The 13596-nt window shown below is 69.5% G+C and carries 13 protein-coding genes, 3 pseudogenes and 1 CRISPR repeat array; of the genes and pseudogenes, 2 read left to right on the forward strand and 14 right to left on the reverse strand.

Translation table 11 applies throughout. From position 1 onward, the window contains the following. Window positions 1-34: 34 nt before the first annotated feature. The 11 genes from AC3EVP_RS19665 to AC3EVP_RS19715 form a co-directional block, all read right to left on the reverse strand. Window positions 35-3193: a lantibiotic dehydratase gene (locus tag AC3EVP_RS19665; RefSeq protein WP_435131435.1), complete on the reverse strand. Its 3159-nt coding sequence runs from the start codon at window positions 3191-3193 to the stop codon at window positions 35-37. 19 nt (window positions 3194-3212) lie between these two features. Further along, window positions 3213-3362, reverse strand: coding sequence for an FxLD family lanthipeptide (locus AC3EVP_RS19670; RefSeq protein WP_435131436.1), 150 nt, complete (start codon window positions 3360-3362; stop codon window positions 3213-3215). A 262-nt stretch (window positions 3363-3624) separates the two neighbouring features. Next, a complete protein-coding gene (locus AC3EVP_RS19675) occupies window positions 3625-3747 on the reverse strand; it encodes a hypothetical protein (protein ID WP_435131437.1) in 123 nt (40 codons plus the stop codon). After that, window positions 3744-4316 carry a hypothetical protein gene (locus AC3EVP_RS19680; protein ID WP_435131439.1) on the reverse strand — a complete coding sequence of 191 codons (573 nt, stop codon included), beginning with the start codon at window positions 4314-4316 and terminating at the stop codon, window positions 3744-3746. The genes AC3EVP_RS19675 and AC3EVP_RS19680 overlap by 4 nt, the downstream gene beginning before the upstream one ends. Before the next feature lie 36 nt (window positions 4317-4352). Then, complete coding sequence (locus AC3EVP_RS19685) at window positions 4353-5234, reverse strand: helix-turn-helix domain-containing protein (protein ID WP_435131440.1); 882 nt, start codon at window positions 5232-5234, stop codon at window positions 4353-4355. Beyond that, window positions 5231-5740, reverse strand: coding sequence for a DUF6907 domain-containing protein (locus tag AC3EVP_RS19690; protein ID WP_435131442.1), 510 nt, complete (start codon window positions 5738-5740; stop codon window positions 5231-5233). The genes AC3EVP_RS19685 and AC3EVP_RS19690 overlap by 4 nt, the downstream gene beginning before the upstream one ends. After that, window positions 5737-6243, reverse strand: coding sequence for a hypothetical protein (locus tag AC3EVP_RS19695; protein ID WP_435131444.1), 507 nt, complete (start codon window positions 6241-6243; stop codon window positions 5737-5739). The genes AC3EVP_RS19690 and AC3EVP_RS19695 overlap by 4 nt, the downstream gene beginning before the upstream one ends. A 312-nt stretch (window positions 6244-6555) precedes the next feature. Further along, window positions 6556-7143 (reverse strand): class IV adenylate cyclase, encoded by a 588-nt coding sequence (locus tag AC3EVP_RS19700; RefSeq protein WP_435131445.1) that lies wholly within the window; start codon window positions 7141-7143, stop codon window positions 6556-6558. Between the two features lie 66 nt (window positions 7144-7209). Further along, window positions 7210-7779: a P-loop nucleotide/nucleoside kinase family protein gene (locus AC3EVP_RS19705; protein WP_435131446.1), complete on the reverse strand. Its 570-nt coding sequence runs from the start codon at window positions 7777-7779 to the stop codon at window positions 7210-7212. Further along, window positions 7772-8674 carry a radical SAM protein gene (locus tag AC3EVP_RS19710; RefSeq protein WP_435131447.1) on the reverse strand — a complete coding sequence of 301 codons (903 nt, stop codon included), beginning with the start codon at window positions 8672-8674 and terminating at the stop codon, window positions 7772-7774. The genes AC3EVP_RS19705 and AC3EVP_RS19710 overlap by 8 nt, the downstream gene beginning before the upstream one ends. Window positions 8675-8780: 106 nt before the next feature. After that, on the reverse strand, window positions 8781-9473 hold the full coding sequence (locus AC3EVP_RS19715; RefSeq protein WP_435131449.1) for an HAD family hydrolase: 693 nt from the start codon (window positions 9471-9473) through the stop codon (window positions 8781-8783). 98 nt (window positions 9474-9571) lie between these two features. On the opposite strand from AC3EVP_RS19715, the pseudogene AC3EVP_RS19720 reads away from it, so the two are divergent. Next, window positions 9572-10344: pseudogene (locus AC3EVP_RS19720) on the forward strand (DUF5919 domain-containing protein). Next, window positions 10331-10798: an NUDIX hydrolase gene (locus AC3EVP_RS19725; protein ID WP_435131450.1), complete on the forward strand. Its 468-nt coding sequence runs from the start codon at window positions 10331-10333 to the stop codon at window positions 10796-10798. Before AC3EVP_RS19720 ends, AC3EVP_RS19725 begins: the two are co-directional and overlap by 14 nt. Here the strand turns inward: AC3EVP_RS19725 and AC3EVP_RS19730 are convergent. From AC3EVP_RS19730 to cas1e, 3 genes and pseudogenes are all read right to left on the reverse strand, one after another. Continuing rightward, window positions 10786-11337 carry an HD domain-containing protein gene (locus tag AC3EVP_RS19730; RefSeq protein WP_435131452.1) on the reverse strand — a complete coding sequence of 184 codons (552 nt, stop codon included), beginning with the start codon at window positions 11335-11337 and terminating at the stop codon, window positions 10786-10788. The genes AC3EVP_RS19725 and AC3EVP_RS19730 overlap by 13 nt on opposite strands. Before the next feature lie 178 nt (window positions 11338-11515). Then, window positions 11516-11971: direct repeats of the CRISPR family, unit length 29 nt; unit sequence GGGTCCATCCCCGCGGGCGCGGGGAGCGG. Window positions 11972-12401: 430 nt separating this feature from the next. Then, window positions 12402-12769: pseudogene (gene cas2e, locus AC3EVP_RS19735) on the reverse strand (type I-E CRISPR-associated endoribonuclease Cas2e). Continuing rightward, window positions 12766-13587: pseudogene (cas1e, locus tag AC3EVP_RS19740) on the reverse strand (type I-E CRISPR-associated endonuclease Cas1e); the annotation flags it as partial. The pseudogenes cas1e and cas2e, both read right to left, overlap by 4 nt. Window positions 13588-13596: the final 9 nt, after the last annotated feature.

Below are 13596 nucleotides of genomic sequence, written 5' to 3' on the forward strand. Positions count from 1 at the left end.
GCTGCCTCAAGTAGGGCGCTGTCGAGCAAGGCGGTCACCGGTCGCCGCCCGTTCCGGTCTGGCGGGCGGCCCAGGCGAGGGCGGCCGCGCGGGCCAGTTTGCCCGATGCCGCTTCACCCGCCGGATCGATCCCGCGGGCGCGGTTGTGGTGCATGTGCAACAGCGAAGTCAGCGCCGAGGCCGGGGTGACCCGGGTGATCTCGGGGGTGAGGCACGACGCGTAGCGGGCGGCGGCCTCGGACCTGGCCCGCCAGGCGGCGGAGATCTCCGGACCACCCGGCAGGGTGAGCAACGTCCAGGCGTTGGCCAGCAGAAGCGTCTGACGGCGCGCCTCACGGTCCAACACGGCTGCCCCATCGGCGATTTCCGGATGGTCGATGAGCCAGCGCATACCCGAAACGGTGCCGCCGGTCATGGCGTGGGCGAGGTCGACCAGGCTGGCAGCGGTCAACGCCGAAGGCTGGATGTCCCGGGCGCCTGCCAGGGCGGCGAGCTGCGTCAGGACCGTGTGAGAGTCGGCGGCGAACACCGCGTGTGCGGCCTGCATGGCCGCCCCGGGCCCGTACCGTGCGACCTCCGGGTGGTAGGTGCAGAACGTCAGGTCGCCGATGAGGCCGAGCCGTCGCATCTGCGTGGCCCAAGCCCCTACGTAGCCGTGGGTCCGTTCCGGATCGGAGTCGTGCAGGCGCAGCCGCAGGTGCGGTGAGCCCTGACGGGATCGGGTGAACCACCACAGCGGCTGCACGTCCCACCGTTCCAGCAACGCCGGCACGTGCCGGAGCAGGATCGCGTCGAACACCTCCGGGTGCCCGTACACCTTCACGAACACCACGTCCTCGCACTGCTCGGGTGGGGTCAGCGGCAGGGGTGCGGCGCCGGTGAGGACGGCCGGTGCCGGAACAGGCGGGGTGGTGGCAGCCAGCGGGATGACGATCTCGTGGGCGCGTCCCTGAAGCCAGCCGTAGTCGACGACGGTCGGTGCTTCGCGGACGGTAACGGGGCCGTCAGCACTGTCGACGTGGGCGCGCAGCACCGCCAGGTGCACGGGGTCGTCCAGGTCCAGACGCAACTGCCGGTCGGCCGTTCCCACCGAGATGTTGGCGGGCAGGTTCCGTCGCTCGCGCGCGGTGTCGAGAGCGGCAGTCCATGCGCTCATCGGCGACGACGAGTTGGGCAGGCTGGCGGGGTTCAGATCCCATTGGGCGGGGGCGAGGATGCTGCGGCCGTATCTCACGCGTGGGAGGAACGGCAGAACCGCAGCCGCACCCCAGTCGAAGGACGTAACCGGCGCATGGGCGGAGCGCGGGATCTCGAACAGCAGCCGGGCCAGATGCGGCATGGTGTGCCGCGCCCCCGCGTGCGGCAGGATCGGTTCCACGACGCGCCGACGGGACAGCGACACCACGTACATCCGGTCGCGGTCGGCAGTGACCGCCAGGTCCCGCAACGGAATCTGTCCTGGTGCGGGGTCGCGGTGCTCGGCCAGCGAGATCACGTGCGACACCACCGGCGGGACGCGCAGCACATTCTCCGAGCGCACCGTCCACGGTGGGAACGACAACTGAGCGACGAGCCCGTCCTGCACGCTCGGCGGCAACCGCCCGTAAGCCTCGGTCATCCGTCGGCGATCCGAGTCGGAGAAGAGGTCAAGGAACCGGCCGGCGTTGGCCGCGGTCCGGCCGAACCCGGACACCCCCAAGGTGAAGAAGCCCTCCGCGAGGGCGCGCGTCGAAGAGGCACGCACGTCCACCCACACGTCCCCGTGCGCCGCTGGCCCTGGCAGGACCGACCCGTCACCCGTCAGCGCGTCCAAGGCGGCATCGTCGAGCCTGATCTCCTGCACGCCGTCGAGCGCGGCCTGTTGGGCAAGCACGAGCAGGCGTTCATCGCGTCGCGACAACACGCCCGCAGGGATTGCGGGTTGGGTGAAGTGCTGTGGGAACCCGAGCCCGACCAGGGGGTCGGTGAGTTCCGTCACCGGCACCAGCGCGCCGGGCCCGTATCGGTCAAGGAACCTTCCGCGGTACGCGTTCCACGCGGCGACCGCCGGGGTCTGCGGGGCAAGACGAACGAGTGCTGCTGCTGCCGACGCGGCCTCGTGCGCCACCTGCAGCGGAAGCACCGCCGAGCAATCTAGCCGCAGATCGACCGCCAAGGGCTGATCTGCGGCGCTCGACACCTGATGCATCTGTTGTGCGACCGTGTGTCCCTGGCGATACGGTTTCGCGGATTCGGCACGCTGCAACGCCTGGTGGATGAAATGGAGTTCACCGACAAGGTGTCGGACCTCGGACAGGCGGTCTGCCTCCACCTCACGCAGCCGGGCCAGAAGATGCACCAGAGCATCGGCCTCGGTCGCGGGTGGACGAAGGCCGCTGATCAGCACACCCCGCGTCATGAGTTCACCCACGACCGCCTCAAGCGAAGCAGAGGCGGGGCCGGGATGTTCGGCCGCGATCTTGCCGATCAGATCGCCGACACGGATGGGGGTACGAGTGAAGCGGAGGATCGTCTCCACGACGGGTACCAGCCGCACAGACACTTCCTCCTGCGAGCCGGAAGTCTGGGCGGCGGCGTGGGGCTGCCAGGTCACGAGCAGCCGCTCTCCGCGCACCGTCGCAAGGTCGTTCACCACGACCGGCAGCCGTAGCCGTAACTGAGGACAAGACTTGAGGCGGGCGGTCACGTCGGCCAACCACACCGCGTCGGCCCGGGCCCGGACGAGGTCGTGCCCGCCCCAGCGGACGGAAGCACCGTGGCCGAAGCGCACCGCGCTCACGCCCGCGAAGAGGCCGAACGGAGTCGCCCGGCCTTGTACGCGCACGAGGTAGCGGGCCAACGCCAGAGCCGTTCGCCGTACTTGCCGGAGATCCGGCTTCCGACGAGCGAGCATCGTCTCGATCTGTTCGGCCAAGGCAGGGCTGGCGAACGCGACCGCTCGTGCCACTGACTCGCTCGCCCACACCTGTGCGATCCAGCTGCACCACTCCTCCGGCCCGGCCTCACCGCTGGCACCGGGCCAAGGCCACCGTGTGCCTGCCTCAAGGGGGTGAGCAGTTGCTCGCAATACCGCCGCGTCGACGTGTTCATACACCGGCTTGCGTTCTCCTGCTCTCACTCTCGAACCCCCCGTCAAGCCGAACGTCCCGGTGAAACCGGGTGGTGGGTACGGCGGGCAAGACACCCACCGCACCCACCGACCCGGGGTCCGATCAGCAGTCGCCGTTCTTCTGGGTGTCGCACCCGTCGTCGGTGCTGCTCAGCAGCGCCGCCGCCACGGGGCCGGCGGTGACGATCCGAACGTCCAAGTCGAGGTCCACGCCCTCGACGGCCTTCGGCGGTGTGCTCGTGACGATGTCCACAGCAAGTCCTCCTGCTCGTTGGGGTAATGCTCATTGCGGTGGTGCCTGCGGCCGAGCCCGTGCGGGAGAGCGTCTATGGCTCTCTGCACCCACAGCCGGTTCCGGCCACCCCCGCACGTCGCGAACAACGCCACGTACGGGAACTTGTGCGCTCCACCCCGCCTGAACGGCCAGGGTGGGCGTCCGCTCCGGGCCCCGCCGACCGTCCCCTGTGGGTGGAAGGGGCGGTCGGTCTCGTTGCCAGCGGTCGGAGCGGCAGCTTTCAAGGGGCGGGTTGGCTGGCGAGGGCGAGCCCGAGAACGAGGCCGATCGTCAGGGCTAGGACGGTCAGGACGAGAATTCCGGTCCAGCCGGCGATGAGGGCGATCTTCCACTGGCGGATCACGGGAGGCCGTCCTCGATCTGGTCACCCGCACGCCTCGCGGGGTGGTCTGGATCGGGTATACGCGACCGGTGGGCGGCCCAGTCCTCGCGGGCGGTGATCAGGTCGGGAAGGACGGTGTTCTCGAAGTAGTCGGCCTGGGTGCGGATCTGGGTGGCGAAGCGGGCGAGGTCGGTGGGGGTCAGGCCCTCGAAGTCCCACGCGTCGACGATCGTGAGGCTGGCGGTGGGAACCTGGTGGTGTGGCTGGGTGGAGTAGGGGTGGAAGGCGATCTGGGAGGCGAACATCGCGCTGGTGGACTCGCGATAGCGGGTGCCGTTGATGTCGATGTCGATGGTGGCGGGCGGCAGGACCGGGTCGACGGGCAGCATCGTGTAGTGGGCGTAGCCACGCAGGTAGCGCACGGCCTGGTCCAGCGTCATGCCGGTCTGGCTGGGGACGTCCATGGACCAGTCGGGCTGGTGGCCGGTCAGAGTGATGCCTTCGACCGTGGTGACCGTCCAGGTGCGCGGCGCGTGCTCCGGTGGTGGCGGCGGGGTGGTGGGTTTGGTGAGCAGGGTGGTAGGGGTCATGGGCGATGGCTCCTTGGGGTGACGGGAGTTGGTGGGTCAGCGGGTGGTGGTGCGGAGGGTGTGGAGGTGTTCGATGGTCTGTGCGGGCGTGAGGGCGAGGTCGCGCAGTTCGTCGTAGAGGCGGCTGAGTTCCTCGACGTCGTCGGGGTCGTCGGTGATCTGGTCGGTGAGGGTGCCGTGCGTGTAGGCGAGGGCGGCGCCGACGCGGAAGGACAGCAGCTGGAGGGGACCGTGCAGGTCGTGGGGGCCGGCGTGAAGAGGGAGGAGTTGGAGGGTGACCGCGGGCTCGTGGGCCGCGGTGATCAGGTGGTCGAGTTGGCCGTCCCAGGTCGCCTTGTTGCGGGCGCCGCGATGGAGGACCAGTTCGTCGAGAACGGCCCGGTAGCGGACCGGGTGAGGGGTGGTCTCGGTGAGGCGGGCCTGCCGTTCGCGGAGCACGTTGATCTGCGCGGCGAGGACGTCCGGTGACTGCGGGTGGGTGGTGGCGAGCTGCTCTTCGGCGTACGCGGGGGTCTGGAGCAGGGCAGGGATGGCGGTGAGGGAGTATTCGCGGATGCTGGTCGCGGCCGCTTCCAGGGCGGTGAGTCCGCCAGCCGCGCGTTTGGCTTCCCGCTTGGCCAGCAGCCACAGCCCGGCGAGCAGCTCCCCGGTGCCGTAGAAGCGGTCCAGGGTCTCGGCGACGAGCATGTTGCCGAGCCGTCCGCCGGTCTCCAGGCGGTGGAGGTAGGACTGCTCGTAGTGGCACCGGTCAGCCAACTCGACCAAGGAGAGGCTGGCCTTCGCGCGCAGGAACGCGAGGTGGTGGGCATACAGGGCACGGGCGCTCACCTGCCCGGAGGCGATCGCAGCCCGGAAGGCCGCGAGCCGATCGGCGCTGGTGGTCACGGGGTCCACGACGGGCGTCGTGTCGGTGGTCACGGGCGGGCCCCCGTACCGGAGGTGTGGTGAGCAGCCCACTCGGCGCGGATGTCGTTGAGCTGGGGGATGACGACACCGTCGAGCCGGTCGGCCACCGCGCGCAGGCCCGCGACGAGGTGCGCCACCCCCGTCGGGTCGAGGTCGGTCATCCAGTACTCGCGCACCGTGGCAACCGGGACAGCCAGCTCGGGAGCCGGGGCGTAGGGCGTGCAGGTGATGCTGGAGGACATGACCTCCAACTCCTCCGGCTCGTCCGTCGTGTTGCCTGGCGAGTACGCCCGCAGGACCTGCCCGGGGAACTCCCTGTAGTGGCAGACGTCCGCAAGCCGCACGGCCAACTCCTCCGAAGACACGTCCGCCTCGCTCGGGTCCTCGGTGGCCCAGGACGGCAGGTAGCCGGAGACCTGCTCACCGGTGGTCGTGGTGATCACCCACTGCCGCGTCGAGCTGGTCGTGGCGTCGGGCTCGGCGGGTAAGGCGGCGGGCGAAGGGACCGCGGGGTTCATCGTGCGGGGTTCCTGTTCGTGGTGGGGCGGTGGAATCGGATGGCGGCGTCGAGCACACGTCCGTCGGGCGGCTGATCCTGCTGCGCGAGGAGCGGACCGAAGGCCGCGAGGAGAGCGGACGGCAGGACCGGGTCGGCCAACTCCCAGCTGTGGCCGCCGGGGTGCCCGGCGAACTCGCTGCATGCCTCACCACCGTCGGCAGTGGCGACAGGGCAGTCGGGGAGCAGGAGGGCGAGGCAAGGCTCGACGCCGTCACGCCAGGCGGCCCAGACGGTGCCGGTGCCCGGACCACGCAGGTTAAGCACCACCCCGTGGTGGACCCGACCGCGGTGGGCCTGGAGCGTGCAGACCAACCGCGCCACCGCGTCCTCCGCCACATACACCAGCCCGTCCCACGCAGGTGCAGCAGTGGCGTTGGCCATGCCCAGGGCCACCTCGACGAGCCGGGACGGCATCAAGGCCTGCCGACCACAGGCGAAGCCGCGCGGACAGAACTTGGACATCGGGGGCACTCCGTCGATCGCTTCGTGTGGGGATGGGTTGGGCCCGCTCCGGTCGCGGGGCGATGCCGTGAGTCCGGCACGCCCGCGGAGAGCTGGGGGCGTGGGTTCCTGCTCGACTCGGCATGGCCGAAGCGGGGGAAGACCGCTCCAGCGGCGGAAGGCGCCCGCTGCCGCGCGCACGGGGACCGGAGTGCGCACAGCAGTGTCGGGTGACGCGCGGGCGGGCCGCTGGAGCTGGAGCGAACGCAGCCGATTACGGGTATCGCTCGGTGCCGCAAGGAGACCTCCGTCGGCACGGCTGCGCTCCGGTGGTCACTGCCTCTGCGCGGGCGGCGCGGGCTGTTCGCCCCTGTGGATGTCGGAGAACAAGAGGGTGGGCTCGGCGAGGATGTCGCGGCCGGCCTCGCTCTTGTAGATGGTGTCGACGCTGCCGAAGCGAGCGTCCAGGTAGTCGAGCCCAAGGCGTGCGGCCGCCTCGCGGACCGATGCCTCGTCGGGGCCTTCGATCTCCAGGAAGGTGGGGAGGTCGGGCCAGGTGTCGAAGTCGTATGTGACGTCGCCGAGTTGCCACTCCTCGCGGAAGTTCTCCTGGTAGCGCACCTCGCGCAGACCGACGTTGCGGAGGATCTCGGCCATCGCCTGCAGGTCACTGACCTCGGTCTCGATCTCGGTCGTCCCGTGGATCGAGGTGGCATCGGTGACCTGCTTGAGGGTGAGCGTGGTGCGGGTGCCCTCGGTGCGGAGCCGTACCCACTGCGAGCCGTCGAGGGCGTCGCTGTCGAAGATCTTCCGGGTGAGCAACGTCCGGGGGAACGTCTGGGCCGCGCCCAGCTCCGCCAGCTTGGTCTGGAGATCGTCCACGTCGACGGCGAGGAACTTCGCCTCGTACTCGTGCTTCATGATCGTTTCATGGCCTTTCGTGGGTCCTTGAGGGCGGCAGGGCGCGAAGTGCGTCCGTGTCGCGGATCAGCGGGTAGGACGGATCGGAGGTGCGGGCGGCACGGAGAGGATGGCGCGGACGACCTCTTGCGGCGTGCGGCCTGTCGTGTCCACCGAGCGCATCGGGAAGGGGGCGTAAGCGTCGGTGATCTGCTCGGCCACCTCCTCTGCGAGCCCGTCCCAGCGTGAGGTGGGCTTGTGGCGGGCGGCGAGCCGGCGTCGGCGTTCGTCCTCGTCGCAAACGAGGTGGTACGTGACCGGCTGGGGCAGGTCCGGCGGCAGGGCTATGCCCAGGCGAGCGCCGAACGCGCGGTGGTTGGCCAGGCACCGGGCGAAGTAGCTGTCCACGACGACCGGGGTTCCAGCCGACAGGTGCAGTCGGATGGCGTCCGCGGCGGTGAACAGCGCGGAGAGGTAGAAGGCCATTCGGGCTTCTACGTTCTCTCCTGCGTCGATCTCCGGCCGCAACTGCTGGTAGACGGTGGGGACCGTGGGGACGACTACTGCTCCGCGGGCGGCCGCAAGCAGTGGCGCGACGGTTGACTTCCCGGTGCCGCGCAATCCTTCGAGGCTCTCGAAGAGCGGCTGGTCAGGCACGGGCGTAGCGCACACCGGGCACCGCGAGGACGATCTCGTCGGTGGCGGAGGGCCGGTGGACGATGTGGCCGGCCTGCTTGTCGTACCAGAAGGCGTGGGCGTCCTTCCCGACCGCCTTACACGACATCGTCAGGCCGCCGCGCGGGTCTGCCTCGATCCGGGGGATGGAAACGGTGCTCGCTGCCGGCCCGCGGCTTTCCGGCGTTCCTTCCTCCGACAGGTCCTCGTCCACGATGACCTCGATGGCGAGGTGGGAGGTCCGGAGTTGTTCGCGCAGCCGCGCGTACGCGGTCGTGTCGGAGATGCGCAGTTCGGGGTGATGGGCGGCGTTGCCGACGGGCCGCAGGCGGTGGAGCTTCAACTGCCGGGCACCGTAGTCCTGAAGGGTGCGGGCCAACGGCAGCACCTCGTCGATGTTGCGTGCGTTGACCGTCATGGTCGCGCCGGTGGGGATGCCGAGGTCGCGGGCGTGGTTCAGGGCGCTGAGGGCGCCCTGATAGCTGCCGTACCGACGGATGGCGTCGTTGGTGGCGCCGTTGCCCTCCAACGAGATCCGCAGCAGGTCCAGATACGGGGCGATCTCGGTGAGGCGGCGTTCGATGCGGTAGCCGTTGGTGCAGATCTCGACGTGCAGGTCCAGCTCCTGCTTGGCGTAGCGGACGACCTCGGGCAGGTCCTTGTGGAGGAAGGGCTCGCCGCCGAGGAGGTTGACAGCCTCGGTGCCGTACTCCTTGTGCATCAGCCTCATCAGCGTGACCGCCTCTTCGAGGGTGAACGCGTCCAGGTGCTGGAGGCGCTCGCCGTGGAAGCAGTGCTGGCAGGCGAAGTTGCAGCGGTAGAGGAGTTGCAGGTACAGCATCCGGACCGTCCGGATGCCTGTGACTTCCGTGATCATGTGGGCCTCACTGGCGAGTTGCCTGGTTGAGGCTCTGATAGTGGCCCGGCGGTTCGGGACCGCATCACCGCGTAAAGGGACGCTCCAGGGACGTCCTGGGACGTTTTCAGCCCCGCTCGACGTCCTTCAGCAGACCGAGGACACCGTCGGTGTCCGAGAGGTCCGGCAGTACGACGGACGCGCCGGCGGCTGCGAGTGCGGACGGGCTGTCGACACCACTGGCCACGGCGATGATGTGCGCGCTTGAGGCGCGGGCAGCTTCGACGTCCCGGGGTGTGTCTCCCACGAGCACGGTGGGCGTCCCCTCGGCCAGGCCGCGGTCCCGCTGAATGCGACGACGGGCGACATCCACAAGGTGTGGACGCTCCAGGGCGTCGGCACCATACGCGCCGACCGACAGATCGACGAGGGAGTCGAGATCGAAGGCCGAGAGCTTCACACGGGCGTTGGCCGCGACATTGCCGGTCAGGACGGAGGACACCCAACCCGATTGCGCCGAGGCGCTCTTGAGCGCATCACGTACTCCAAGGAGCGCTGATCCGCGCTTGCGAAGCTCGCCCGACCGTTCCTCGCCCGCCCGCGCGAGTGCGGCTTCGACCTCCGCCCACGCGGGTTCGTCCACGCCGTTCCGCTGGAACATCTCCCGCATGATCAGACGGTCCGTACGTCCCTCGGTGACCGCCGGCCGCGCAGCGGGGCAGCCCGCCACGATCTCGAAAGCGGCAGCGTAGATCTCCTTGCTCACGCCGGCGTTGTCGATGAGCGTGTGGTCGATGTCCCACAGAACGATGAGCGCCATACGTCCAGCGTATTCGTGACACGGGAACCGTCGATTCCGCTCCCGGGCCGGCGGAAGAGGCTTGCCCACCCGCAACACCGTCGGCTTGTATGGCCTTTGTGAACGAGCGACTCCACTCTGTACTCGCCCAGCGTGGTGTGACGCCCGAGTTACTCGCCGCAGCCTGCGAGGTCGACCCGAAGACCGTCGGCCGCTGGCTCGGCGGACGCATCCCGCACCCGCGCCACCGCTACCGCGTCGCTGAGCACCTCCGCGTGGAGGAGTCCTTCCTCTGGCCCGTCGAGCAAGCGTCGAGCAGGCCGACAGGGGGTGCCCGCAGCACCGAATTGATCGGCACCTTCCAGAACCGGGCCAGCGTGCCACGGGAGATGTGGCTCGCCCTGCTCCAACAAGCACAGGAACAGATCGACGTGCTCGTCTTCTCCGGGACGTTCTTCGCCCAGAGCAACCCGCACGTGGCCAGGATGCTCGCGACCCGCGCGGCCGCCGGAGTCCGGGTCCGGCTGTGTTTCGGCGCGCCCGACGGCCAGGCGGTCGCCAACCGCGGTCGTGAGGAGGGCATCGGCGACACGCTGGCCGCCAAGATCCGCGCTTCTCTCTTCTACTACCGCTCGCTGTTGACGGTGGCCGGATGCGAGGTCCGTCACATGACACGACCCTCTACAACTCGCTCTTCCGCTACGACGACACACTCCTGGTGAATCCGCACGTCCTCGGTCAGCCAGCGAGCGCGAACCCGATCCTGCACCTCAAGTGGGCGGGGGCGGGGGGCTGGTTCGACGACTACGCTCACAGCTTCGACCACGTCTGGGCCGGCGCGCACCCCTGGACACCCGAGAGCGAGAAAACCGCCACGCATGGGCAGGACTGAGTACTACAACGACCCCCACGCTCCCAAGGCAAACACCCTCATCCCCGCCAGCAACCTCCTGGTCGTGGACGAGGCCGGCGCGATCCTCCTCCAACGCCGTCGCGACACCGGGCAGTGGGCGCTGCCCGGCGGGGCCCAGGACATCGGTGAGACCGCTGCCCAGTGCGCGATCCGCGAGTGTCTCGAAGAGACCGGCATCATCGCGGAGATCAACGGCTTCCTGGGCGTCTACACCAACCCGAAGCACATCGTCGCCTACACCGACGGCGAGATCCGACAGCAGTACGAGAACACCTACATCGGCCGCCCGATCGGCGGCGAGCCCACCATCAACAACGAGGCCGACGGCGTCCTTTGGGTTCAACCCGACGACCTCGACCAGTACGACATCCACCCCAGCATGCGCCAGCAGATAGGCGACTACCTCGCCGGCACCTACCCCTACCTCGGCTGAACCGCGGCCAGCCCCTTCTCGATACGTCCGACAGCAGCGACGATCTCCGGCTCCGCCCGCCGGATGAACCTGCCCACGATGCTGTCCGCCCCGTACCGGCCGACGATCTCCGCGACACGCTCCCCCGCGGTGGTCGGCTCTCCGCCCGGTGTCGTCGTCATGTCGCAGTACACCAGCGCGTCGACGAGCAGCTGGTCCTTCAGCAGGGGGAACTCGTCCTCCAACGTCTCCCGCAGTCCGCGCTCCTCGGCCTCGAGGAGCGCGAACGAATGGTTGGCCACGAGCCTCGTCAGCCGGTCGTCAGCCGTGTGCTGGTCCCGAAGGAATCGCGCGCCGTCCAGCGGATGGAACCCGGTGACCGCCAGGCGGGGCGCGTAGCCGACGTCATGCAGCACCGCCGCCGAGCGAAGAAGAGCCGCCTGCTCACCAAGCAGTTCCGCCAACCCCTCGGCTCGCGCCGCAACACCTTGGGAGTGCGCCCAGCGCCGCGGAAGCGCCTCCGCCAACTCGCTCTCGGCTACGGACCAAGCCCAGTACACGGCGCCCCCCCAGATCAATCACAGCGATCGCTCGCAAGGGCGAGCCCCGAACATCCGAGCCTCTGCTCAGCCCCGCGCCGTTGCCGCACGCTGCAAATCACCCGGTGCTGGCATCCGCGACGCGGTGGAGACCCGGTCAGAGCGCCAAGAAAGGTCCCGGATAACCCACACCCGAACAGGCTACAGGCCCGCGGGCGCGGGGAGCGGGCGCGCGAGGACCTGTCCTTGATCGCGACGGAGGGTCCATCCCCGCGGGCGCGGGGAGCGGTTCGCCATCGCGGCGAGGATGGCCTGCACGTAGGGTCCATCCCCGCGGGCGCGGGGAGCGGGGCGCGGGGTTCGTGCAGAGCGAAAGAAGTTCGGGTCCATCCCCGCGGGCGCGGGGAGCGGGCCCATGCGATGGCCTCGGCCGTGCTGCGGGGGGGTCCATCCCCGCGGGCGCGGGGAGCGGGAGCGCTGGGGCGAACTGGGCGTCCGAAAGATGGGTCCATCCCCGCGGGCGCGGGGAGCGGCTGGCGGCGGTGGAGTGGGCCGTCGAGCAAAAGGGTCCATCCCCGCGGGCGCGGGGAGCGGTGCGCCTGGCCCTGCACGGTCTGCTGCGCGCGGGGTCCATCCCCGCGGGCGCGGGGAGCGGTCTTCCTGAGCTGCGGTTTCATCAAGGGGCAGCGCTTGTTTCAGCAAGGATGAGAGAAAAGAACATACGGGACAAAAGGCACCTCGCGTGCCCCAGCTGTCCACATGACAGGTTACGCGGACGCCCTGTGGGCATTTCTGGTGCGGCCACCGAGACTTCGCGCTGCACGTGATCCCGGACCGCTGCGCACGCCGTCACGGTGGGATCGAGACGAGCGCCCGTACACGGTGGCACAGTTCAGAGCCTGTGGGGCGGCAGGCTGGTGGAGCCTCACGGCAGTTGGAAGATCTCTTCGGGCTGCTGCCCCGTCAAGTGGGGTTCGCCCCCCCCTGCGGATCGGCAGTCCGCAGAGGAGCCGCTCATACAGCCCCTGGCGGTACGGGCATGCGGAAGCTGCTACTGACGGCGCGACACTCGCCGCTCCATGGGACTACGGCGCGCGATTCCCAAAGCGGCGGCGTTTGGACGCCTTACTCCAGCCGGTAGAGGGAGACGAGCCGTCCGGAGAGGGACGATCCGGCTGGCGATCTGCCGGGCGGAGGATGAGGGTGAGGCCCTCGTGGTCGACGGGATGCCACTTGTGGCGTGAGTGCGGAAGGTGTAGCCCTGCTCGGAGTTGGTGGAATAGGCGAGCAGGGCACGACCGTTGCCGGCGTACTGGCGGACCTCGTCCCACAGAGCGTCGCGGATTCGGGCGGAGGGATTGCCGAGGAAGACGCCGGGGGAGATCTCCAGGAGCCAGCGGGTGAGGAATCCGCGCAGGCCGACCGGGCAGTGCGTGAGGACGATGATGGTCACCAGATGACGCCGTCCCGAACCAAAACGTCCTGCGCCCGAACGTCCTGCACCAGGACACCGCCGTGGACCGAGTCGGTCTCACCCTCACCGTAGTTGCGGCCGGCAGCCACCTCGTCGCCCCGGTCGGACAGGAGCGTGACGTGGTCACTGTCGTCCGGCAGGGTCGCGCCCAAGGGCGCGAACAAGGTCTGGATATCTCGTACGCATCGGTCAAGCAGCCCGGTGGTGTTGATCCGGTCACGCAGCGCCCGCCTGGTGCGGGGGCCAATGTCCTCCGGGCCCTCTGCGACGACCTCGAAGGCGACCGGAATGCCGATGTCGGTCTTGTAGAAGTCGGCGACATCCAGGACGAAGGAGAGTTCGTGACCCGAGTGCACGAAGCCGAGTCCGGGACTGCAGCCCAGGGCGGCTACCACGGTCTGGGCGATGCCGTACATGCACTGGGCGGCAGCGGTGACCGCCTGGTTGGGTGCGTCGCCACTGCCGAAGTCGCCGGGGGTGAATCGCCGGCCGCGCCACGGGACCCCCGTACGGGCCGACTCCTGCGCGTAGCAGCGCTTGACGCGGTCGCCCTCCCGGCCCAGCAGTTGGCGCCTCGTACAACCGGCCGGGTCCTCGTCGGGAAAGCGCAGCCGGTACATGGCCCGCGCGACATCCAGCCGGGTCCGCTGGTTGGCCCACGCCACCGCCTGGGCCTCGACCAAGGCGGAGGACCTGGTCAGCGCCCGGCCGCCAGCGTAGAACCGCACGCCGTTCTCGCCGACCCAGACCACGACGGCACCGCTCTCGCCCAGCACCGCCATGGCCTGGCCCGTCCCTTCCGTGGC

The sequence above is a fragment of the Actinacidiphila sp. bgisy144 genome (assembly GCF_057708105.1).